We start from the raw sequence: 22513 nt of genomic DNA on the forward strand, positions 1-22513 counted from the left end.
GTTCGGCGAACTACCCGTCGGTGCGCTGAGTGGGTGCGGCCTCGCCCGGGAGGGTGAAGCAGATGCGGCAGAAGTCCTCGCCGAATTCGGTGAGGCGCAGGCTCTTTCGCACGATCTTGGGGACGCGTCCGGCGGCTTTGAGGGCCGTTTCGACGATCGGCTGGACCTCGAGCACCATGTAGCGGCTCAACAGGACCGGATCGTCGGAGTTCATCAGCAGGCCGAGGCGGTTGAGGTTGATCAGATAATGGCGTGAGCGGTCCGGGTAGCGCACGCCGGCCTGCTCGGGCACCGAGGTCAGATCACCGGACACGAGTTCCGAACCGATCCCCAGGGGACGGTTGGTGCGGACGTCGACCGAGGGCTGCGGGCCGTTCTGCGCCATGAATCGCAGGATGCGGGCCTCGTCGGGGGCGAGCTGATCGAGGATCCGGTCGTAGGCCGGATGCACTTCCTCGGTGAAGTACACATCGGCCGAACGGGCCAGCAGCGCGTCACCGCGACGACGCAGATCGTCCATCGTGGTGGACCGGACGTAACCGCCGGTGGTAATGGCCTGCGGCGTATGCCCGTTGGCGGTCGGCACATAGCTGACGATCTCGCGCACCGACCCCTCGGTGACGCCCAGCACACTGCGAGCGACCGACTGCAGCGCCTGCCCGGCGCGCTCGGCGATCTCGGTGGAGGATTCCCCGTCCAGGGCCGCCTGGGTGATCTGCCGGGTCACCTCGTAGGTGGTGCCCATCGCCCACTGTCCGCCGCGCACCGCCGTCCCGGCGGCGAGCCCGGCCGCGCGGAACACGCCGCGGATGAGCCTGGCCTCGTTGCTGATCTGCCGCTGCTCCACGTCCGAGGTGCGTTCCACGGAACGAGGTCCCGGGCGGGCGACGTCGCGTCCGCTCCTGTCGTCTGCCACGTCCTTCTCCGAAACTCGCCAGGTGAACGAAAACGCTCACAGATTATCGCCGCCACCCGATCATCGGGCGCCTCGGCCCGGCGGGCCGTGCGAAGAGTACCGGGCAACCACGACGACCGGCTACCCGAAAGTCTCCCACTTCGGACGCCACGGACCACATCCGGCCGCAAATTCGACCATCTCCGCAATTCCGCAGTAAGGTCCACCCTGCCGACGGGTACCTTCGAGTACCGGTGAGGCGGTGGTCACCGGTACGGTTCTGCAGGAGGGTGTCGTGCTAGGCAGCTATTTTCATATCCACCCATCCATTCTGCTGGAACTGATCACCATCCCCTTGTTCACCGGCATCATCGGTTACATCACCAACTGGACCGGCATCCTGATGCTGTTCAAGCCGATCTACTTCCACGGCATTTCGGTGCCCGGTCTCAAATCGCTGTTCCACTTCCTGCCCAAGCGGATTCAGGTTCTCCCGCTGCTGCGCTACGACGGGCGAATGGGCTGGCAGGGCATCGTCCCCTCGCGCGCGGACAAGATGGCTTCGATCGCCGTGGACAAGGGGTTGTCCAAACTGGGCAGCGTCAGCGATTTCTATCGCGAGCTCGAGCCCGACGCGCTGGCCGAACATCTGACCACCCTCGCGCAGGAGCAGATCCGCGGCATCGTCGAGGAAATCGCGATCCGCGAACATCCACAGCTCTGGTACAACCTGCCCAACCCGGTCCGGGAGATGGTGCACGAACGGGTGCGCGAGCAGTTGCCCGAGGTGCTCCGGGAACTGACCGTCGAGCTGGGCAACAATATCGAGCAGTTGCTCGATGTCAAGCAGATGGTGATCCGGTATTTCCAGTCCCGCCCGCAGCTGCTCAATACGGTCTTCCAGGTGCTGGGGGCCAAGGAGCTGCGATTCATGCAGAATTTCGGCTTCTATTTCGGCGCGCCGATGGGTGCGGTGTTGGTGGCCATCCTGCATCTGACGAACTGGTCCGCCCTGGTCGTGCTACCGGTCGGCGGGGTGGTGATCGGCTGGGTGGTGAACTGGATCGGCCTGAACATGATCTTCGCCCCCGCGTACCCGAAGTGGTGGTGCCCATGGCGGCAGGGCCTGCTGATCAAACGGCAGTCCGAGATCACCGAGGGTTATGCGGAATTGGTTGCCACCCAGATCATCACGGTCGCCAACGTCGGCGACGAACTGCTGAACGGGCCGCGCGCGGACCGCACCATGCAGGTCCTGGAGGACACCCTGCGCCCGGCCACCGACAAGGCGCTGGGCCCGGCGCGCGGGCCGGTGAAGTTCATGATGGGCAGGCGCGACTACACGACGCTGCAGGACAGTTTCGCGGACAAGGCCAAGAGCCTGGCACCGGCAGCCTTCGCCGATCCGGCCTTCAACGCACAGCAGAGTACGCAGGTCAGCCGATATATCGCCAAGCAGATGGCGGCCCTGTCCCCACCGAGTTTCGTGGATATGCTGCGTGCGGCGATCAAACAGGACGAGTGGCTCTTGTTCGTCCATGGCGGCGTGTTGGGGCTCATCGCCGGTTACGCTCATCTTCTGATCTTCGGAACGGAAGTGGCGAGAACATGGCTTTGAGCGACCCCGTGCGCGCTGCGGCCGGGCTGGTGCAGGTGGCGGCATCGGCTGCGGCGGAAGCGACTTCGTGGAGCGTGGACACCGCCCGGGACATCACCGGGACCGTCGTGCGCGGCAGTATGGCGGGGCGGCCGCCGCGCGAACTGCTCACCGAGGCCGGTGAGCAGATGCGCGAATCGGTCCGCCGGGCGCTGGGTATCCCTGCACCGCAAGCGGATTCGGATGCGGAACCGGTCTCGAATCTGCGCGAGCGCGGTGCGGAACTACTCCGGCATTCCGCGCGGGTGCAGACCGGCGAGGGCGATCATCCGGCGTACGCGCGGATCCTGTCCGAGCTGACGCCCGACGAGGCGCGCATCCTGCGATTCCTCTACCTGGACGGCCCGCAGCCCACCCTGGATGTGCGCACCGGCCGCGCGCTGACCCCCGGAACGCAGCGAATCGAGATGGGGCTCAACCTGATCGGCGAGGAGGCCGCGCTGCACTCCCCCGACCGGACCGCCCACTATCTGACGAATCTGAGCCGGCTGGGCCTGATCGACTTCACCACCGAACCGCTGGACAATCCGGCTCGGTACCAGTTGCTCGAAGCCCAGTCGCAGACCCGGTCGGTGTTGTCGCGCAGCCGCCCGCGCGCCAAGATCCGGTACTGCAGCATCGTGCTGACCGGTTTCGGCGGCGACTTCGTCTGCTGTTGCCTGCCGGTGCCGCCCGTCGACAAGGCGCAGTAGGACTCACGTCCTCGGGCGCGGCATCGGCTCAGCCGACCTCGTCGGCGAGTTCGAGCCAGCGTTCCTCGGTCGATTCCTTGTCCGCCTGAACCTGTTTCAGCTCCACACCGAGGGTGACCAGCTTGTCCGGGTCGGTGGCGGCCTCGGCCAGGGCGTCGTGCAGGCGCTGTTCGCGTTCGGTGAGTTTCTCCAGAGCCCGTTCCAGGCGGCCGAATTCCTTGCGGGCGGCCCGGTAGGCGGCCGAATCCGTCGCGGGGGCAGCGGAATTGGACGATCCGTCGGTAGCGGCGCCGGACGCGGAGGCCGGCCGGGCGGGCGCGGCGAGCACGGCGCGGCGGCGGAGGTACTCCTCGATGCCGCCGGGCAGGTTGGTGAGTTTGCCGTCGCCGAACAACGCCCAGGTCGAATCGCAGATGCGCTCGATCAGGTAGCGGTCGTGGCTGATCACCACCAGCGTGCCCGCCCAGCCGTCGAGCAGGTCCTCGAGCTGCTGCAGGGTGTCGATGTCCAGGTCGTTGGTGGGCTCGTCGAGCAGCAGGACGTTCGGCTCGCCCATCAGGATGCGGGTCAGCTGGAGACGACGCCGCTCACCACCGGACAGGTCGCCGACCGGGGTGCGCTGTTTGGCCGGGGTGAAACCGAGCCGCTCGGCCAGCTGTCCCGCGCTGACCTCCCGGTCGCCCAGCGTGATTCGCTCCGCGACATCGGATACCGCTTCCAGCACACGCATATTCGTCGGCAGATCGTCGAGTTCCTGACGCAGCCAGCCGATTCGGATGGTCTGCCCCTGGATCCGGCGGCCGGGCACCGGCTCGGTGTCACCGGCCAGCGCGCGCAGCAGCGTGGTCTTGCCCGAGCCGTTCACCCCGACCAGACCGACCCGCTCACCGGGGGACAGCCGCCAGGTCAGATCGTGCACCAGTTCGCGGCCGTCGGGCGTGCTCAACGTCGCGTCCTCGAGCTCGATCACCACGCGCCCCAACCGCTTTCGCGCGAAGGCGGCCAGCTGGACGGTGTCGCGCGGCGCGGGCACGTCGGCGATCAGCGCTTCGGCGGCCTCGACGCGATAGCGCGGCTTGGAGGTGCGCGCCTGCGGGCCGCGACGCAACCAGGCCAGTTCCTTGCGAGCCAGATTGCGGCGGCGGGCTTCGGTGGCATCGGCCTGCCGGGCGCGTTCGGCGCGGGCGAAGATCCAGTCGTTGTAGCCGCCCTCGTAGCTTTCCACCTTGCCGCCCACCACTTCCCAGGTGCGAGTGGCGACGGTGTCCAGGAACCAGCGATCGTGCGTGACGACCACCAGGGCGCTGCGCCGGGCCAGCAGATGTTCGGCCAGCCATTGCACGCCCTCGACGTCGAGGTGGTTGGTGGGCTCGTCCAGCACCAGCAGATCCAGGTCGCGCACCAGGGCCGCGGCCAGCGCCACCCGACGACGCTCACCGCCGGACAGGTTGGCGACCGGGGCGTCCATACCGAGCCCGGCGATGCCGATTCCCTCGATGACGTTGCGAATCCGCGGATCGGCGGCCCATTCGTGTTCCGCCACGACGGGATCGCTGCCTACCGTGTCGTCCGCGAGCCCGGCCAGCACCACGTCGCCGACGGTGGCGTCCTCGGGCAGCGTGCCGCGCTGGGTGACCACCGCCATCCGCAGCCCGTTCATCCGGCTCACCCGCCCGCTGTCGGGCTGCTCGATGCCGGTCATCACCTCGAGCAACGTCGTCTTGCCGCCGCCGTTCAGGCCCACGACCCCGATCCGCTCGCCCTCCTGCACACCGAGGGAGACCTGATCCAGCAGCGGCGTGATCCCGAAACTCTTGCCGACCTGTTCCAGGTTGACCAGGTTCACCATGGGCTCGTCCGCCTCTCCGTATTCAGGCCAAACAGTGTGAGTGGCGTGTCATCGATTCCGGATCGCCTGCCGCGTCGGCAGCCCGTCCCCGGGGCGCTCGGCAAGCTCCTCATGATCTCACGCCGCCGCTCACGTCCCGGATCTCCCCCCGGGCGGAGCGCGGGACCGCGGTGGAGCGGCACGCGAGTCCACAGCGGCCGGAGATACGAAAGTGGCCCGGAAGCAATGCTTCCGGGCCACTTTCGCTAGTAGCGGGAACAGGATTTGAACCTGCGACCTCTGGGTTATGAGCCCAGCGAGCTACCGAGCTGCTCCATCCCGCGTCGTGTTTCCAACAGTACACGACACCCCCTCCGAATACCGAATCGCGCCCGGACCAGCATCTTTGCGGCGCATTCGCGCGGGTCAGTGCTCGCCGACGATGCGGGCGCCCGGCACCGGGCCGCTGGCGGTGCGTACGCTGCGGCAGACGCCGGCGCCGGAGAGTTCGGCGGCCACCGCGATGGCGGCCTCCTCGCCCTCGCACAGGAATGCGCAGGTGGGGCCGGAACCGGAGACCAGACCGGCCAGGGCTCCCGCACCCGTGCCCGCGCGCAGGGTGCGACGCAGACCGGGTTTGAGCGACAGTGCGGGCGCCTGCAGGTCGTTGCCGAGCAGCGGGGCCAGCTGAGCCGGATCGCCGGATGCCAAGGCCTGCAACAACTCCTGCGGTTCGGCGAGGCGGGGCGGATCGCCCTGCTCCCGTAGTCGGTCCAGTTCGCGGAACACCGTCGGCGTGGACAGACCATCGCGAGACAGCGCCAGCACCCAGTGAAAAGTGCTGCGCGACAACACCGGAAGCAACTTCTCCCCACGCCCGCGGCCCAGCGCGGTCCCGCCGTACAGCGCGAACGGGACGTCGCTGCCCAATTCGGCGGCCAGCGTCGCCAATTCGTCCCGGGTGAGGCCGACGTCCCAGAGTTCGTTCAACCCGACCAACGCGGCGGCGGCGTCGGCGCTGCCGCCCGCCATACCGCCCGCGACCGGAATCCCCTTGCGGATCGCGATCTCCACCAGCGGAGCGCGCCCGGCGCGATGGGCCAGCCGCACCGCGGCCTGCCACACCAGATTCATCCGATCGGTGGGCACCTGATCGGCGCCCTCGCCGCTCACCCGCACCGACAGCGAAGCGGCCGGAGTGATCTCGATATCGTCACTCAGCGACAACGCCTGGAAGACGGTGGTGAGCTCGTGATACCCATCGGCACGCAGGTCACCCACCCCCAGGTGCAGGTTCACCTTCGACGGCGCCCGCACGACAACAGGGCTGGGTACAACTGAAAGCACGAGCCCCAAGCGTAATAGGCGTGGCCGACATGTGCGGTCACAGCGGTCGCCAACGCGCCGCCGCGCCGGTCAGGCAGCTCGAACCACTTGCACGCAATACCCGTAGGGGGTACCTTCGGGAACGTCCGGGGATACCCCCTCACCGTATATTTTCGAAGGAGTCGAGATCATGGCGAGCAGCACCTACACCGTCACCGGAATGACCTGCGGACACTGCGTGGCGTCGGTGCAGAAGGAAATCGGCCGGATCGACGGCGTCACCGGCGTCGAGGTGGACCTGGCCAGCGGGCGGGTCCAGGTGGAGTCGGCGAACCCGGTCGACCAGGCCGCCGTGGCCGCCGCTGTCGACGAGGCCGGATACCAGCTCGCGAGCTGACCGAACCACCGCGAGAACCATCACGAAGGAGAGCGCGACAATGAACGAGGCGCGGCGATGAGCGCACCGGTGTCCGAGCGGTCGATCGAACTGGAGATCGGCGGGATGACCTGCGCCTCCTGCGCGGCCCGGATCGAGAAGAAGCTCAACCGACTCGAAGGCGTCACCGCCTCGGTGAACTACGCCACCGAGAAGGCCATGGTCAGCTTCCCGGATTCGGTCAGCCCGGAGCAGCTCATCGAGCGGGTGGTCGACACCGGGTACACCGCCCAGGTGTACGCGCCGGTCGATACCGCTGTGCCACAAGAGGATCCGACGCTCTCCCCCGCCGCGCAGCTGCGCAACCGGCTGCTGCTCACGCTCGCGCTGGCGGCGCCGATCATCGTGCTGGCGATGGTTCCGGCGCTGCAGTTCCGCAATTGGCAATGGCTCTCGCTGGCGCTGGCCGTGCCGGTGGTGTTCTGGGGCGGCGCGGGCTTCCACCGCGCCGCCTGGACGAACGCCCGGCACGGCGCGGCCACCATGGACACGCTGATCTCGCTGGGCACCCTGGCCGCCTTCGGCTGGTCGGTCTACGCGCTGTTCTTCGGCATGGCCGGAATGCCCGGCATGCGGCACGGTTTCAGCCTGGCGGTCGAGCGCGGCGACGCGGCGTCCAACATCTACTTCGAGGTGGCCGCCGGGGTCATCGTATTCCTCTTGGCCGGAAGGTATTTCGAGACCCGCGCCAAGGAGCGCGCCGGATCCGCGCTGCGAGCGCTGCTGGAGATGGGCGCGAAGGAGGTGTCCGTCCTGCGCGGGGCCGCGGCGGGCGGATCCGGCGCCGAAATCCGCATTCCGGTGGGCGAATTGCGTTCCGGCGAGCTGTTCCTGGTCCGCCCCGGGGAGAAGGTCGCCACGGACGGCGTTGTGGTGGAAGGCAATTCGGCCATCGATATGAGCATGCTCACCGGTGAGTCGGTGCCGGTGGAGGTCGCGCCCGGCGCCCCGGTGGTCGGCGCGACGGTGAACGCGGGCGGCATGCTGACCGTGCGGGCGACCCGCATCGGCGCGGACACTCAGCTGGCACAGATGGCCGCACTGGTCGAGCAGGCGCAGACCGGTAAAGCCCCCGTGCAGCGGCTCGCCGATCGCGTCGCCGGGATCTTCGTGCCGATCGTGCTGGTGATCGCCGCGGCGACGCTGATCGCTTGGCTGGTCACCGGGGCGTCATCGGCCGTGGCGTTCGGGGCCGCGGTCGCGGTGCTGATCATCGCCTGCCCCTGCGCACTCGGACTGGCCACGCCCACCGCACTGCTGGTCGGCACCGGCCGGGGCGCGCAGCTGGGCATTCTGATCAAGGGACCGCAGGTGCTGGAATCCACGCGGCGGATCGACACCGTCGTGCTGGACAAGACCGGGACCGTCACCACCGGCACGATGACGCTCGCCGAGGTGATCCCGGCCGAGGGCGCCGACCCGGACGAGGTGCTCACGGTGGCCGCGTCGGTGGAACACGGCTCCGAACATCCCGTGGCGCGCGCGGTCGTGGCCGGCGCCGCCGACCGTGGGCTGCGGCCGGATCCGGTGCAACAGTTCGTCGGTCACGGCGGTAAGGGCGTGCAGGGTCTGGTCGGTGAACGAGCGGTGGTGATCGGGCGCACCGAACTGCTGGACGACTGGTCGATCACCCTGCCCGAGCCGTTGGCCGAAGCCAAGTCCGCGGCCGAGTCGGCCGGGCGGACCGCGATCGTGGTCGCCTGGGACGGCGTGGCGCGCGGCGTGCTGGTGATCGCCGACGCGATCAAACCGACCAGCGCCGACGCTGTCGCCGATATGCGCACGCTGGGCCTGACCCCGGTCCTGCTGACCGGCGACAATGCCGCCGCCGCACGTACGGTCGCCGATCAGGTCGGCATCGAGGAGGTCATCGCCGAGGTCCTGCCCAGCGACAAACTCGATGTGGTGAAGCGGCTGCAGGACAGCGGCAAGGTGGTGGCCATGGTCGGCGACGGCGTCAACGACGCGGCCGCCCTCGCCCAGGCCGACCTGGGCCTGGCCATGGGCACCGGCACCGACGTCGCGATCGAGGCGGGCGACATCACCCTGGTACGCGGCGATCTGCGCACCGTCGGCACCGCCATCCGCCTGTCCCGCATCACCCTGCGCACCATCAAGGGAAACCTGTTCTGGGCCTTCGGCTACAACATCGCCGCCATCCCCCTGGCCGCCGCGGGTCTGCTCAACCCGATGCTCGCGGGCGCGGCCATGGCGTTGTCCAGCGTCTTCGTGGTCAGCAACAGCCTACGGCTCCGTCGTTGGCCTCCGCTCCGCTCCGGCGTGTTCGCGGCCCCCAAGGCTCGCCGGTGAGCACTCGAGACTCGGGCTCCGCCCATGCGCTTCGAGTGCTCACCGGCGAGCCGGCCGCGAACGGTCGCTCGAAGACTCGCTCCATACGGGGTCGGCGAAGTCAGCTCTGGTCCGCGAGGCGGACGAAGGCCGCGGTGTCGAGGGTTTCGCCGCGGGCCGTGGGGGCGATGCCCGCGGCGAGGAGGCGGCGTTCGGCCTCCGCGGGTGAGCCTGCCCAGGCGCCGAGTGCGGCGCGTAATGTCTTGCGGCGCTGGGCGAATGCGGCGTCGACCACCTCGAAGACGCGGGTGCGGTGCGCCGTGTCGAGCGACCAGGGCGGTTGTGCGAAACGATCGATCCGGACCAGTCCGGACTCGACCTGCGGAACCGGCCAGAACACCTGCCGCCCAACCGATCCCGCCCGGCGGACGGCGCCGAAGAAGCCGGCCTTCACGCTCGGCACGCCGTAGGTCCGGGAGCCCGGTTCGGCGGCGAGGCGATCGGCGACCTCGGCCTGCACCATCACCAGAGCCGTTGTGATGCTCGGCAATTCGGCCAGCAGATGCAGCAGCACGGGCACCGCGACGTTGTACGGCAGATTCGCGACCAGTGCGGTCGGCTGCGCGGGCAGGTCCGGCGCGCGCACTCGCAACGCATCCGCACGCACGACCGAGAGCCGATCGGCCAGTTCCGGCGCGCGATCGGCCACGGTCTCCGGAAGATGTTGCGCCAGAACCGGATCGATCTCCACCGCGACCACCCGGTCCACCACGTCCAGCAGCGCCAGAGTCAGCGAACCCAGCCCCGGCCCGACCTCGAGCACCACGTCCTCGCGTCCGACTCCCGCGGCCGCCACGATCCGCCGCACGGTATTCGCGTCGTGCACGAAATTCTGTCCGAGCTGTTTGGTCGGCCGCACCCCGAACCGCTCCGCCAGCACCCGCACCTCGGCTGGACCGAGCAACCCGGCCTGACCACGGGCAACGACCTCTGATTCGGACACGCCCGTCAACCTACCAACCCCGCAGGCACACACCCCGCACCCGGCCCGCCGGCCCCTCGCCGGTGAGTTACCGCCGGGTGGGTGTGGCCTGGATACGTGCGGCGAAATCGCTGATGGCCGACCACATCCGAGGATTCAGCTGGCAGTGGCTGCCGCGGCCGACAACGGTGCGGAAGTCCACGCCCCCGGCGGCGAACTGGGCGGCCAGGGTGGCATGCAGCGGACCTGGGACCGTGGTGTCGGTGATATTGGTCAGCAGCAGGATCGGGGCGTCGTATCCGCTGGTGGGGACGGCCATGTAGGAGGTGAGGGCGGTGCGGAAGGCGTCGGTGGTCAGTTGACGGTCGAGCAGATCGCCGATCGACGCGCCGTCCGCGCGGCGCATGATGGCGCCCAGGCACAGGTCCCCGATCCCGTCGACGAGGTCACGGCCGCGGGGGCTCAGATAGCTGTCGACGGCGACCTCCGGATGCGTCGCCCGCAGCCCGGCCAGGATCATGGCGATGAACGTGGTCGTGCCGGTGTCGCTCACGCCGCGGAGGTTCGGCACCCACGGACCGGTCACGGGCAGCAGCGCCTCGATATCGGATTCCGGATCGACGGTGATGGTGCCGCGGAAATCCAGATCGGGCGCATAGGTGTGCTGTAGATGCGCGGTACCCAGCGCCGCCTGCCCGCCCTGCGATCCGCCGATCACGGCCCAGGTCCGGGACAGCGCCGGATGGGTCGCGCGGGCCGCGCGCACCAGATCGATGGTGGCGGTCGCTTCGGTGTTCAGCTCCAGATACGGGTGCGGGCCGGTGCGGAATCGCCCCAGGCCCAGGTAATCCGGTGCGACGACCGCGAATCCCTTGGCCAGGAAGTACTGCACGATCCGGTTGTCCTCCTGCTGACCGAGCGAGCCCGTCGCGGTGGTCTGCCCGCCGCAGCCCGCGCCCAGACCCGAGGTGCCGTGGTCGTAGGCCATGATCGGCCAGCCGCCGGCCGGCGCCCGGCCCGGCGGAACGAACAGTGCGCCACTGGCCCGCTGCGGCGTGCCGTCCGATCCGGTCATCCAGTAGTCGAGGATGGAACCGCCCGCAATGCCGCGCCAGCTGTCGGCCTGTGGCAGAACGCCGATCGCGTTCCCCGGCACGGCGGCATCCGCGGGTGCGGCTGTCGTCCACACGGCGCTCACCGCGATCGCGGCCGCCATCACCATCGGCCCCCAGCCCCGCCACCGCATCCGAACCCCTCACCGTCGCATCGGACAACGTCCGGGCGATCGTATCGATCCTTCTCGTGAACCCATTGTGAAAGTCACGGCGTGTCGTTCCGGCGCATTGACTCAGACTGATACACGTTCTAATTTTCTGACTGACCGCATCGGAGCCGGTGCGGCCCACCCGCACAGTCGAGAGGTTGGCACACAATGCAGCGCAGGCATGAGGGACGGCGGATTCTCGTCACGGGCGCGGGTTCGGGTATCGGGCGGGGCGTCGCGCTGCGACTGCTCGCCGAGGGCGCCACGCTGGTGGCCGCCGATATCGCCGAGACCGGTCTGAAGGAAACCACGGAGGGGGCCGCGGCAGCCGATCGCGATCGACTGCACACCGTCCGCATCGACGTCGCCGATCCCGAATCCGTCCGCGCCGGTTGCACATCGGCGCTGGACACCCTCGGCGGACTCGACGTTCTGGTGAACGCCGCGGGCATCATGCGCAGCGCGCACACCCACGAAATGCCGTTCGAGGATTGGAATCAGGTCATCGGCGTGAACCTCACCGGCACCTTCCTGATGTGCCAGGCGATGCTGCCGCGCCTGATCGAATCCGATCACCCGGTGATCGTGAACTTCTCCTCCACCGCCGCCTTCGGCTCGAATCCGTACATGGCCGCCTACTCCGCCTCCAAGGGCGGCGTCAACGCGCTGACCCACTCGCTGGCCCTGGAATACGTCAAACACGGTCTGCGCGCGGTGAACATCGTCCCGGGCGGCATCAACACCGGCATCACCTCGGGCCTGCAACTGCCCGCCGATGCCGACTGGAACCTGATGGCCCGCCTCACCGGCTGGCTCAACAACGGCGCGCTCGGCGACCCGAAGGACATCGCGGGCGTCGTCGCGATGGTCGCCTCCGAAGAGGGCCGCTACATCACCGGCAGCGAAATCCGCGTCGACGGCGGAGCATTGATGTAACTAGCCGATTCCGAGGCGGCTGGTGCAGGTGGGCCAGGCGCCCCAGCCCTGGCGGGCGCGGGTCTTCTCGGCGATGGCGATCTGCTCGTTGCGGGTCGCCAGGTCGGGGCGGGGGGCGTATTTCAAGCCGCCCTGGCGTGCCCAGGTGTTCTGGTCGAACTGGACGCCGCCGAAATAGCCGTTGCCGGTGTTGATCGCCCAGTTGCCGCCGGATTCGCATTTGGCCAGCGCGTCCCAGATGTGGCCGTCGCGGACCGGCGGGACCTCGGTGCCGGGTTTGGCGCCCTTGCGGATGGTCTTGGGCTGGGACGGCACGACGACCGAGCTGGAGACCTGATTCTTGCCCGTGACGATGCCGTTCACGATGGACACCGCATACGTCACGTCCTGCACGCCGGGCTTGCCGGGATTCTCCACCGTGGTGCGATCCATATTCATGGTCGGATCGTCGACGTCCTTCTCCGTCGGCGGCAGCGGTACCCGTTCGACGCGGTTCACGGTGCGCTTGCGGGTGACGGTGATCTGCATCCCGTCGGTCAGCGGGGTGCTCGCGACCGGTTGCACCGAGTCCTGATCGACCAGCGGCGAACCCTGAACCTTCAGCAACTGGCCGACCGTCGGCGCGGCGAGCCGGACGTACTTCGCCTTGCGGCCGTTGTCGGCCAACAGCACCGTGTGCGGACTGGTGATCGAGAGCGTCCCGCCGGTCAGCGGGAGCGAGGTCGGGCGGGACGGCGAGACGAAGACGTCGTTCGGGATCTTCAGCTGGGACAACGCATCGGACACGGTATTACCGGTGGTCCAGGCCGTCTGGGGGCTGCCGTCGACCACCATGGCGACCTGACGGCCGCGATCGAAGGTGATGGTCGCCCCGTTGGCGACCTCGGAACCGGCGCTCGGGGTCACCGCATCGTGACCGTCGATCCGGTAACCCGCGGATTTCAGCACGCCGCGCACACTGCCCGCCATGGTCGTGAACGTGGTCGTCTGCCCGTCGACGACGAGGGTGATCGTCTTGCGGTCGATGATGGCCAGACCCGCACCCAGGATCAACGTGATCAGCAGCGCCGCGACCGCCGTGTACAGCATCGGCGAACGTGACGAGTTGATCCGCGCTAAAGCGGACATCCTTCAAACTCCGGCATGGTCACAATACGATAACGGGCAGGTCGGGCCCGACGACCACACGTGGTAGAGCAGGCAGTTTCCAGATCACGAAGCAATATCGACAACGCAGGGGTGTAACAGGTGCCGTAATAGTAGTGACACCGGACACAATCCCGCATCTCGAGGTGTGTCGGTGTGACACATCCCACTGCGCATGCTGTACCGGTCAGGATCCGATGCGGTAGACGCGTTCGGCGTTGGCGGTGGTCTGCCTGGCGAGTTCGAACGGATCCTGGTCACGCGTCTGCGCCAGGGAACGCACCGTGTAGGGCAGGCAGTACGGCTCGTTCGGAGCGCCGCGGAACGGGTGCGGCGTCAGGAACGGGGCATCGGTCTCGACCAGGATCTGCTCATCGGGCACGAGCTTGGCGGCCTCGCGCAGGTCGTGCGCGTTCTTGAAGCTGACGGTGCCGGAGAAGGACAGCACGTACCCCTCCTCCACGCAGGCCAACGCCATGTTCGCGGCCGAGGAGAAACAGTGGAAGATCACCGTTTCGGGTGCACCCTCGTCCAGCAGCACCGCGAGCAAGTCGTGATCGGCCTCGCGATTGTGGATCATCAGCGGTTTGCCGAGCCGTTTGGCCAGGTCGATATGCCAGCGGAAACCCTCGACCTGCTCCTCGACCCCGGCGCAGCCCTCGAGTTTGCCGGGCCAGTAGTAGTCCAGACCGGTCTCCCCGACCGCGACGACGCGAGGATCGGCGGCCAGCTGCTCGAGTTCGCGCATGGCCGCATCGTCCAGGGCGTTCGCGCGGGTGGGATGCAGTGCGACCGCGGCGTAAACCCGCGAATCCCAGTGCGCGGCACGCACCGCGAACCGGGCGGCATCGAGGTCGTCGGCGATCGTGACGACCCGCCCGACACCGACCGCGGCGGCCCGATCCACCACGGCGGCAACCGATTCCGCATCGGTCGCACCGCAGGCGTCGAGGTGGGTGTGCGCGTCCACCAACGGGGACAGCGGCTCGGGCGGTTCGGGTGCGGGCCGGGCGCTAGGCATGCGTCGAGGGGATATTCACGCGAAGGGTCGAAGGCACGCGCATTAGAGTAGAGCCACCATGAGTGCATCCTCACGCCCCGCCTTCTACATCACCACGGCCATCGCCTACCCGAACGGTGCGCCGCACATCGGGCACGCCTACGAGTACATCTCCACCGACGCGCTGGCCCGGTTCAAGCGCCTCGACGGGTACGAGGTGTTCTTCATGACCGGCACCGACGAGCACGGCCAGAAGGTGCAGCAGGCCGCGCGGGCAGCGGACGTTCCGGTGCAGGAGTACGCCTCGCGCAACTCGGACGTGTTCGAGCGCATGGACAAGGTGCTGGACATCTCCTTCGACCGGTTCATCCGCACCACCGACGAGGATCACCAGGCCGCGTCCATCGCGATCTGGGAGCGGATGCACGCGCGGGGCGACATCTACCTGGACACCTACGCGGGCTGGTACTCGGTGCGCGACGAGGCGTTCTACACCGACGAGGAGACCACGGTCCTCGAGGACGGCACCCGGATCTCGACCGAAACCCGCACCCCGGTGGAGTGGACCGAGGAGTCGAACTACTTCTTCCGGCTGTCCAACTACCAGGACGAGCTGCTCGAGCTGTACGAGACGCACCCGGAGTTCATCGCGCCCGCCACACGGCGCAACGAGATCGTCAGCTACGTCAAGGCCGGGCTGAAGGATCTGTCCATCTCGCGCACCACCTTCGACTGGGGCGTTCCGGTGCCCGGCGATCCGGAGCACGTGATGTACGTATGGGTGGACGCGCTCACCAACTACCTCACCGGCGCCGGCTTCCCGAACACCGATTCCGCTGCGTTCCAACGGTTCTGGCCCGCCGACGTGCACATCATCGGCAAGGACATCACCCGTTTCCACACGGTGTACTGGCCCGCGTTCCTGCTGTCCGCCGGAATCGAACTGCCGAAACGCGTTTTCGTGCACGGATTCCTGTACAACAAGGGCGAGAAGATGTCCAAGTCGGTCGGCAACGTGGTCGACCCGCTGGCCCTGGTCGAGGGCTACGGCCTGGACGCGGTGCGCTTCTTCCTGCTGCGTGAGATCTCCTACGGGCAGGACGGGTCCTACAGCCACGAGGCGATCGTCGGCCGGATCAACTCCGACCTGGCCAACGAATACGGCAATCTCGCCCAGCGCAGCCTGAAAATGGTTGCCCGCGACTGCAATTCGGCCGTGCCGACGCCCGGCGAGTTCACCGACGCCGATCGCGAACTGCTGGACCGCGCGAACGGTCTGCTCGAGCGCTGCCGCGCCGAATTCGACCAGCAGCAGATCCATCTCGCGCTCGAGGCGATCTGGCTGACCCTGGGCGAGACGAACCGCTACTTCTCCGCCCAGCAGCCCTGGGCGCTCGCGAAATCGGGCACCCCGGAGGATCTCGCACGCGAGGCGACGGTGCTGTACGTCACCCTCGAGGTGCTGCGCATCGTCTCGATCCTGGTTCAGCCGGTCATCCCCGGTTCGGCCGGCAAGATCCTCGACCTGCTCGCCCAGACCGGCCGCACCTTCGCCGATATCGCCACCCCGATCGAGGCAGGTCTGCCCCTGCCCGCGCCGGAGCCGGTCTTCCCGAAGTACATCGAACCCAAGGACTGAGGCGTACCCGCGGCGATCCGCCACCCGGAGCGCCTGGGCGGATATCGACTCTGGGACAACAAGTCTCGCCACTGGTGAGCGTGAGTGCACGAGCAGAGGAGGACCGAGTGAAAGCCGTCGTTATCGGGGAACCCTCGGGCGCCACCATGGAAGCGATCATGAGCGTCTATCCACGACACAAGCAGGTCGTGGACAAGTTCATCGCCCGCGGCGTAGTGATCGGAATCGGCCCTTTCTCCGATCTGGGAAACATGGCGATCTTCACCACTCGAGCCGCGGCCGAACAGTTCACCCGGGAAGACCCCTTCATACTCGAAGGTCTGGTGAAGTCCTTCGAGATCAAGGACTGGAACGACACGCTGCTACCCGAATAGCCACGTCAGCTCGAACGCGCTGCCAGCACCGCGTCGTAGAGTTCCCGCCGCGACGTGCCGTTCGCGGCGGCGACCTCGGCGCAGGCATCCTTGAGGCGAAGTCCTTTGGCGACAAGGGATTCCACCCTGTCGACGAGGTCCGCGGGTTCGGCCGCCACCGGTTGCGCGCCCTCCAGCACGACGGTGATCTCCCCGCGGGCCCCCTCGACGGCCCAGTCGGCGAGTTCGGCCAGCGTGCCGCGCACGACCTCCTCGTAGGTCTTGGTCAGTTCGCGGCACACCGCGGCGCGGCGGGACGGGCCGAGAACCTCGACGGCGTCGGCGAGACAGGCGGCGAGGCGATGCGGGGCCTCGAAGAAGACCACGGCGCGCGGCTCGGCGGCGAGAGTGCCCAGCCACTGTTTGCGCTGTCCGCTCTTGCGCGGAGCGAAGCCGTCGAAGCAGAAACGTTCCATCGGCAGGCCGGACAGCGCCAGCGCGGTCGTCACCGCGGACGGGCCGGGCAGACAGGTCACCGGCAGCCCCCGCTCGACGCAGGCCGCGACCATCCGATATCCCGGATCGCTCACCGACGGCATCCCCGCATCGGTGACCAGCAGAACCGTTCGCCCCTCGGCGATCTCGTCCAACAGGACCGGGATGCGCGCGGCCTCGACGTGATCGTAGAAACTCACCACGCGCCCGGTGATCTCCACACCCAGCGCCTTGGCCAGCGCGCGGGTGCGGCGGGTGTCCTCGGCGGCGACGACGTCCGCCGAACCGAGCGCGTCCCGCAGGCGTTGTGACGCATCACCGATCTCGCCCATCGGCGTCGCCGCCAGCATCAAACGTCCGGTGCCCACAGTGGTATCCACATCGCCACCCTAGGCCCGACCCCACTTAGACTCGTCTGCGTGACCCAGCTGACGGACGTGCGACCGCCGCTCGGTGCGGGCCCCTCGAGTCCGGCTCCGCGGCGACCCTCCCCCGATTTCGGTCCCATCGATCGCGCGCGCGGCTGGGTCGTCACCGCATTCCTGACCGCGCTCGCCGCGATCACCCGGTTCACGATGCTGAACTATCCGACCGACGCCGGCACCCCGGTCTTCGACGAGAAGCATTACGCCCCACAGGCCTGGCAGATGGTCACCGGCGGCGGTATCGAGGACAATCCCGGATTCGGGCTGGTGGTGCATCCGCCCGTCGGCAAGCAGATGATCGGGCTGGGCGAGGCGCTGTTCGGTTATTCGCCGATCGGCTGGCGGTTCGCCGCGGCGGTGTTCGGGTCGGTGATCGTGCTGCTGGTCATCCGCATCACCCGCCGGATGACGCGCTCCACCCTGCTCGGCGCGATCGCCGGAATTCTGCTGATCTGCGACGGCGTGACATTCGTGTCCTCGCGCATCGGCATGCTGGACATCTTCCAGGCCGGATTCGTCCTGGCGGCGTTCGGCTGCCTGATCGTCGACCGCGACGTGGTGCGCGAGCGTCTCGCGCGCGCCGACGCCGAGGGCCGAATCGCGCTGAGCCAGTGGGGTCCTCGGCTGGGCGTGCGGTGGTGGCGGTTCGGCGCGGGCCTGCTACTGGGCATGTCGACCGGGGTGAAGTGGTCGGGCCTGTACTACATCGTCGCGTTCGGACTGCTGTCGGTGTTCTTCGACCTGGCCGCCCGGCGCGCCTACGGGGTGGTGCGGCCGTGGCTGGGCACCATCGTGCGCGATGTGATCCCGGCACTGTATGCCCTGGTCGCGATCGCGCTGCTGGTCTACCTGGGTACCTGGGGCATGTGGTTCGCCGGCGAGGACGGTTACGACCGTTATGCGGTCGGCAACGCGATCGGCACCGGCGGAACCTGGTCCTGGATACCCGATGCGCTGCGCTCGCTCTGGCACAACCAGGGCGAATCGCTGAAATTCCATGAGGGACTGACCAATTCGGCCGGTAACCACCATCCGTGGGAATCCAAGCCGTGGTCGTGGCCGATGGGCCTGCGCCCGATGCTGTACTACTACGCCGACAACGGCGTCACCGGCTGCGGCCAGTCGGTGTGCGTGAAGGCGGTCATGTTGATCGGCACCCCGGCGATGTGGTGGCTGTCGCTGCCGATGCTGGCCTGGGCCATCTGGCGCACGGTGACTCGTTTCGACTGGCGTTATGCCGCGATGCTGGTCGGCTACCTGGCGGGCCTGCTGCCCTGGTTCATGGACCTGGACCGCCAGATGTACTTCTTCTACGCCGTCCCGATGGCCCCGTTCCTGGTGATGGGCCTGGCCATCGCCCTGGGCGAAATCCTGGGCCCGGCCCCCTTCGTCCGCGCCCGCAACGGCCACCGCTTCCTGCTCACCAGCGAACGCCAGGGCCTGGGCCTACTCCTGGTCAGCCTGTACCTGGCCATCGTCATCGCGAATTACATCTGGCTCTGGCCCATCATGACCGCGTTGCCCATCACGGTCGACAGCTGGCACAACCACCTGCTCCTGCCCAGCTGGCGTTAGCCCTCGGGCCGTCGCGGTGATCGGTCACTGTCTGTCGCGGTCCAGGCTCGCCGGCGGATCCGCCGAGGCCGACGCATCGGCGACGGGTTCGTCGGCTCGGCTCAGATCGAAGATGACCGTGCGCAATTCGCTGATGATCTCGTCGGTCTCGGTGAGCAGCGGCTCGAGCGTCGATCGCGTGCCGGGATGCCGGCTCACCGCCGAGGCGAGCAGGAGCCCGAGCCCGAACACTCGGTTGATCGTGCGGTCGTGCAGGTCCGCGGCCATCCGGGTGTGCTCGTCGTACAGGGTCAGCGCGTTCTCGGCGGCCACCCGGTGATCGATGCTCGCGAGGATGCTGGCGCGCATCTGGTTGACCGCATCGGCGATGGCGGCGATCTCGACCGGCCCGTTCCGCTCGATCTCCAGGGCGTAGTTCCCCGCCGACACGGCCTGTATCTGTCCGATCAACCGCGTGACGGGCCGGTTCACCAGTCGCGGCAGCAGCGTGAAGGCCGTCACCACGATCACCACCAGCAGTCCGATCGAGACGTAGGTCGCGATCCTGGCGATCTGCTGTGCGGAAGACACCCGGTGGAGTTGGCGCGCGGCCATATCGTTGGTCGCCGACTGCAGGCGGGTGGACTCGTCGCGCAGGGTGTCGAACAGACCTTTGCCGAGCAGCGCCAAGGACTCGACCTGGTCAGCGGGTACCGGACCGGCCGTTCGAGCGGCAATTTCCGGCTGGGCCGCCGCCGTCTGCCAGGCATTCGCGGCAGCCGTGACGGCGTCGAGCGCCGCCGTGGCTCGGGCGTCGCCGTCGATGGCCTGCCGGAGCTGGGCCTGCGCCTGCTCGGCGTCGACTCGCCCCTGGGTATAGGGCTGCAGGAACTCCGGGTCACCGGTCAGCAGGAAACCGCGCTGCCCGGTCTCCTGATTCACATAGGCCCGCAACAACGCCAAGGAGGACCGCTGCGCCACGAAAACTCGATCGTTCAGATCATTCGCCACCCGTCCGGCAACCACACTGCTCACCACGGCCGATGCAGCGGACACTCCGAACAGCAGCACGATCATCACGATGATCGCCGAGAACACTCGTCGTATCGACACCCGAGCCAGCAAGACCGATCACCGCCGATCGAAGAAACAAACACGACACCCGGCCCGCACCGGGGTCGATGATCTTGCCCTCGATTCTGCGACGAGCCGGATTGCCGATCAATAGCCCGACCCGGCGCGCGCCGACCGCGCCGGATTATTCGGCCAGGGCCGCGCGGACGTAGCGCAGCGCGGCCTCGTCGTCCAGACCCAGCCGCCGGATGACCGCGACGTAGTCGGTAGCGGCGCGGCCCGCGGCGTCCTGGGTGGGGTCGCCGGAGGAGGCGATGAAGGAGCCGAGGCGGCCGCGAGTCTCCAGGACGCCGTCCTGTTCGAGTTCGCGGTAGGCGCGCGCGACCGTATTGGGAGCCAGCCCCAGCTGGACGGCCAGGGCCCGGACGGTGGGGATCTTGGTTCCGGCGGTCAGTTCGCCCGAGCGGACCCGGGCGACGATGCCCTGTCGCAACTGTTCGTAGGGTGGGACCGCCGAATGGTGGTCGACCGGGATATCCATCGGCGCCTCTACATCTCGTCCCGGGTCAGCGGGCAGGACAGACAGCGGGGGCCGCCGCGACCGGACCCCAGTTCGGAACCCGGAATCGTCAGCACCTCGACCCCCGCATCGGCCAATCGGGCATTCGTGTTCTCATTGCGTTCGTAGGCCACGACCACCCCCGGCGCGAGGGCCAGGGTGTTGTTGCCGTCGTCCCACTGTTCGCGCTCGGCGGTGATGCCGTCCAGGCCGGTATCGATGACGCGCAATTTGTCGATGCCCATCGCCTCGGCGGCGGCCGGGAGGAACGGCTCGGGCCCGCGCATCTCCACCGAACCGTCGTCGCGCACCGCGATCGTGAAGGCGCACAACGAATCCCGCACCGCCGGGTACATCACCACCGCATCGCGGTCGACCATCGTGCACACGGTGTCCAGATGCATGGTGGCGCGGTTCTGCGCGATCGGCACGACCAGCACGGTGTGCGCGAGACTGTCCTCGAACAGGCTGCGCGCCAACGCCTCCGCCCCCGCCGGCGAGGTGCGCTCCCCCACGCCGATGGCCACCACGCCCGGCGCGAGCAGCAGGACGTCACCGCCCTCCATCGGCGCGGTGTGCGATTCGTACGCCCGGCGCACGCCCAGGAACCGCGGGTGGAAGGCGTAGATCAGATCGGTGAGGGTGGTCTCCCGGGCGCGGGCGGGCAGCGCGAGCGAGGTGATGGCCACCTTGCGCCCCACCCAGAAGGAGGAGTCCCGGGTGAACAGCAGATTCGGCAGCGGGTCGATGACGAAGTCGGTGCCGTGATGCATGCGCCGCACCAGCGAGGTGGTGTCGGGCGCGACGGGCAGTTCGTCGAATGTCATTCCCGCCATGAGGATTCGGGCCAGTTCCGGCGCGGGCACCGCGCGCAGATGGGCCCTGAGTTCCTCGGCGAGGGTGAATCCGATGCGTCGCGCGTCGACCGCGGCGGTGATGCCCATACTGCGCCCCGCGCCGCTGACGGCCAGGGTGTCGGTGAGCAGGTCCGCCAGCAGCAGCACCTCGACCCCGCGACCGCGCAGCACCTCGACGAACGTGTCGTGTTCCTGCTGGGCCCGCTCCACCCACGGAATGGCATCGAACAGCAACTGGTCGTTGTTGCGCGGGGTGAGCCGGCGCAGCTCGTCGCCGGGCCGATGCAGCAGTACCGAACGCAGCGTCCCGACCTCGGATGTCACGGAAAACGGTCGCCCCTCCGGCACACCATCGGTTTCCATGATTCGACCGTAGTAGGCCACAGCGTCATTGGCACGGAATTGGCTGGGTGGGTGCTGCGCGGGCGCCGTAGATCACCCTCGCGATTCCGGGCCGGACACCGTATACCTCGAGTATTGTCGAGGTATGCAGCACACCACCTGGCAGGCGAAGGAGCTCACTCCCGGACAACTGTCCGAACGTAGTGGAGTCGCGGTGTCGGCGCTGCATTTCTACGAACGCGAGGGCCTCATCAGCAGCCGCCGCACGAGCGGCAATCAGCGCCGGTATCCACGGGAGACATTGCGGCGAGTCGCGTTCATCCGCATCTCGCAGCGAGTCGGCATACCGCTCAGCGAGATTCGCGAGGCACTGCACACCCTACCGGAGAGCCGCACCCCCAATCGCAAGGATTGGGAGCGACTGTCCACGATCTGGCGGCAGGATCTCGATCAGCGCATCGAACAGCTCATCCGCCTGCGCGACAGCGTCAGCAGTTGCATCGGCTGCGGCTGCCTGTCCCTGGCCAGCTGCCGCATCGTCAACTTCCACGACCGCCTCGGCGACGAGGGGCCCGGCGCCCGCGTCCTGGACGTCAATCTCAACAACGACCAGTGCGGCCCGGCCTGCGATCAACAGGTCGAGCCCTGCGCGGAGAAAGCGGGAGCCTGAGCCGCGAACCCAGCAACCCGTACACCCGTTCCGCTGACCCCGGACGACGCCAACACCTGTTCGCGGCCCGTCTCGCCGGTCGGACGCGTGGCGG

Annotated in this window: 20 protein-coding genes and 1 tRNA gene; 9 read left to right on the plus strand and 12 right to left on the minus strand. The window is 68.1% G+C overall.

The window, feature by feature from the left end:
- Nucleotides 1-10: 10 nt before the first annotated feature.
- Nucleotides 11-916 (minus strand): Abi-alpha family protein, encoded by a 906-nt coding sequence (locus ON40_RS54830; protein ID WP_083896003.1) that lies wholly within the window; start codon nt 914-916, stop codon nt 11-13.
- Nucleotides 917-1190: 274 nt separating this feature from the next.
- On the opposite strand from ON40_RS54830, the gene ON40_RS28465 reads away from it, so the two are divergent.
- Complete coding sequence (locus ON40_RS28465; RefSeq protein WP_051193676.1) at nt 1191-2513, plus strand: DUF445 domain-containing protein; 1323 nt, start codon at nt 1191-1193, stop codon at nt 2511-2513.
- Complete coding sequence (locus ON40_RS28470) at nt 2504-3244, plus strand: Abi-alpha family protein (RefSeq protein WP_245568033.1); 741 nt, start codon at nt 2504-2506, stop codon at nt 3242-3244. The genes ON40_RS28465 and ON40_RS28470 overlap by 10 nt, the downstream gene beginning before the upstream one ends.
- A gap of 28 nt (nt 3245-3272) precedes the next feature.
- On the opposite strand, the gene ON40_RS28475 is transcribed toward ON40_RS28470, so the two are convergent.
- The 3 genes from ON40_RS28475 to ON40_RS28485 form a co-directional block, all read right to left on the minus strand.
- Nucleotides 3273-5093, minus strand: a complete 1821-nt coding sequence (locus tag ON40_RS28475; protein ID WP_040827945.1) for an ABC-F family ATP-binding cassette domain-containing protein — start codon at nt 5091-5093, stop codon at nt 3273-3275.
- Nucleotides 5094-5342: 249 nt separating this feature from the next.
- Nucleotides 5343-5416: transfer RNA gene (locus ON40_RS28480), tRNA-Met, on the minus strand.
- Nucleotides 5417-5498: 82 nt separating this feature from the next.
- Complete coding sequence (locus ON40_RS28485; protein WP_040827946.1) at nt 5499-6419, minus strand: 4-(cytidine 5'-diphospho)-2-C-methyl-D-erythritol kinase; 921 nt, start codon at nt 6417-6419, stop codon at nt 5499-5501.
- 169 nt (nt 6420-6588) lie between these two features.
- Between ON40_RS28485 and ON40_RS28490 the strand changes: the two genes are divergently transcribed.
- Both ON40_RS28490 and ON40_RS28495 read left to right on the plus strand, forming a co-directional pair.
- The gene (locus ON40_RS28490) at nt 6589-6795 is read left to right on the plus strand and encodes a heavy-metal-associated domain-containing protein (protein WP_040827947.1); all 207 of its coding nucleotides are present in this window, start codon (nt 6589-6591) and stop codon (nt 6793-6795) included.
- Nucleotides 6796-6852: 57 nt separating this feature from the next.
- Nucleotides 6853-9144 (plus strand): heavy metal translocating P-type ATPase, encoded by a 2292-nt coding sequence (locus ON40_RS28495; RefSeq protein WP_051193665.1) that lies wholly within the window; start codon nt 6853-6855, stop codon nt 9142-9144.
- Nucleotides 9145-9244: 100 nt separating this feature from the next.
- On the opposite strand, the gene rsmA is transcribed toward ON40_RS28495, so the two are convergent.
- Both rsmA and ON40_RS28505 read right to left on the minus strand, forming a co-directional pair.
- Entirely contained in the window at nt 9245-10126 is an 882-nt protein-coding gene (gene rsmA / locus ON40_RS28500; RefSeq protein ID WP_040827948.1) for a 16S rRNA (adenine(1518)-N(6)/adenine(1519)-N(6))-dimethyltransferase RsmA, read from the minus strand.
- Nucleotides 10127-10193: 67 nt separating this feature from the next.
- Nucleotides 10194-11351: an alpha/beta fold hydrolase gene (locus ON40_RS28505; RefSeq protein ID WP_040827949.1), complete on the minus strand. Its 1158-nt coding sequence runs from the start codon at nt 11349-11351 to the stop codon at nt 10194-10196.
- A 186-nt stretch (nt 11352-11537) separates the two neighbouring features.
- On the opposite strand from ON40_RS28505, the gene ON40_RS28510 reads away from it, so the two are divergent.
- Nucleotides 11538-12305, plus strand: coding sequence for an SDR family NAD(P)-dependent oxidoreductase (locus ON40_RS28510; RefSeq protein ID WP_040827950.1), 768 nt, complete (start codon nt 11538-11540; stop codon nt 12303-12305).
- Here the strand turns inward: ON40_RS28510 and ON40_RS28515 are convergent, their stop codons facing one another.
- Nucleotides 12306-13433 (minus strand): resuscitation-promoting factor, encoded by a 1128-nt coding sequence (locus ON40_RS28515; protein WP_040827951.1) that lies wholly within the window; start codon nt 13431-13433, stop codon nt 12306-12308.
- A gap of 205 nt (nt 13434-13638) precedes the next feature.
- A complete protein-coding gene (locus tag ON40_RS28520) occupies nt 13639-14472 on the minus strand; it encodes a TatD family hydrolase (protein ID WP_040827952.1) in 834 nt (277 codons plus the stop codon).
- Between the two features lie 58 nt (nt 14473-14530).
- Here ON40_RS28520 and metG point away from each other — a divergent pair, with 58 nt between their 5' ends.
- Nucleotides 14531-16090, plus strand: coding sequence for a methionine--tRNA ligase (gene metG / locus ON40_RS28525; RefSeq protein WP_040827953.1), 1560 nt, complete (start codon nt 14531-14533; stop codon nt 16088-16090).
- A 107-nt stretch (nt 16091-16197) separates the two neighbouring features.
- A complete protein-coding gene (locus ON40_RS28530) occupies nt 16198-16464 on the plus strand; it encodes a YciI family protein (RefSeq protein WP_245568034.1) in 267 nt (88 codons plus the stop codon).
- Nucleotides 16465-16469: 5 nt separating this feature from the next.
- Here the strand turns inward: ON40_RS28530 and rsmI are convergent, their stop codons facing one another.
- A complete protein-coding gene (gene rsmI / locus ON40_RS28535) occupies nt 16470-17288 on the minus strand; it encodes a 16S rRNA (cytidine(1402)-2'-O)-methyltransferase (protein ID WP_040827983.1) in 819 nt (272 codons plus the stop codon).
- A 69-nt stretch (nt 17289-17357) separates the two neighbouring features.
- Here rsmI and ON40_RS28540 point away from each other — a divergent pair, with 69 nt between their 5' ends.
- On the plus strand, nt 17358-18938 hold the full coding sequence (locus ON40_RS28540) for a dolichyl-phosphate-mannose--protein mannosyltransferase (protein WP_051193667.1): 1581 nt from the start codon (nt 17358-17360) through the stop codon (nt 18936-18938).
- Nucleotides 18939-18962: 24 nt separating this feature from the next.
- Here the strand turns inward: ON40_RS28540 and ON40_RS28545 are convergent, their stop codons facing one another.
- The 3 genes from ON40_RS28545 to arcA form a co-directional block, all read right to left on the minus strand.
- Entirely contained in the window at nt 18963-20030 is a 1068-nt protein-coding gene (locus tag ON40_RS28545; RefSeq protein ID WP_157186445.1) for a CHASE3 domain-containing protein, read from the minus strand.
- 145 nt (nt 20031-20175) lie between these two features.
- Nucleotides 20176-20532 carry a GntR family transcriptional regulator gene (locus tag ON40_RS28550; protein ID WP_040827954.1) on the minus strand — a complete coding sequence of 119 codons (357 nt, stop codon included), beginning with the start codon at nt 20530-20532 and terminating at the stop codon, nt 20176-20178.
- Nucleotides 20533-20540: 8 nt separating this feature from the next.
- A complete protein-coding gene (gene arcA / locus ON40_RS28555; RefSeq protein ID WP_051193669.1) occupies nt 20541-21770 on the minus strand; it encodes an arginine deiminase in 1230 nt (409 codons plus the stop codon).
- A gap of 124 nt (nt 21771-21894) precedes the next feature.
- On the opposite strand from arcA, the gene soxR reads away from it, so the two are divergent.
- Nucleotides 21895-22419 carry a redox-sensitive transcriptional activator SoxR gene (soxR, locus tag ON40_RS28560; RefSeq protein WP_051193670.1) on the plus strand — a complete coding sequence of 175 codons (525 nt, stop codon included), beginning with the start codon at nt 21895-21897 and terminating at the stop codon, nt 22417-22419.
- Nucleotides 22420-22513: the final 94 nt, after the last annotated feature.

The organism is Nocardia jiangxiensis NBRC 101359 (assembly GCF_000308615.1).
Classification (GTDB): Bacteria; Actinomycetota; Actinomycetes; order Mycobacteriales; family Mycobacteriaceae; genus Nocardia; species Nocardia jiangxiensis.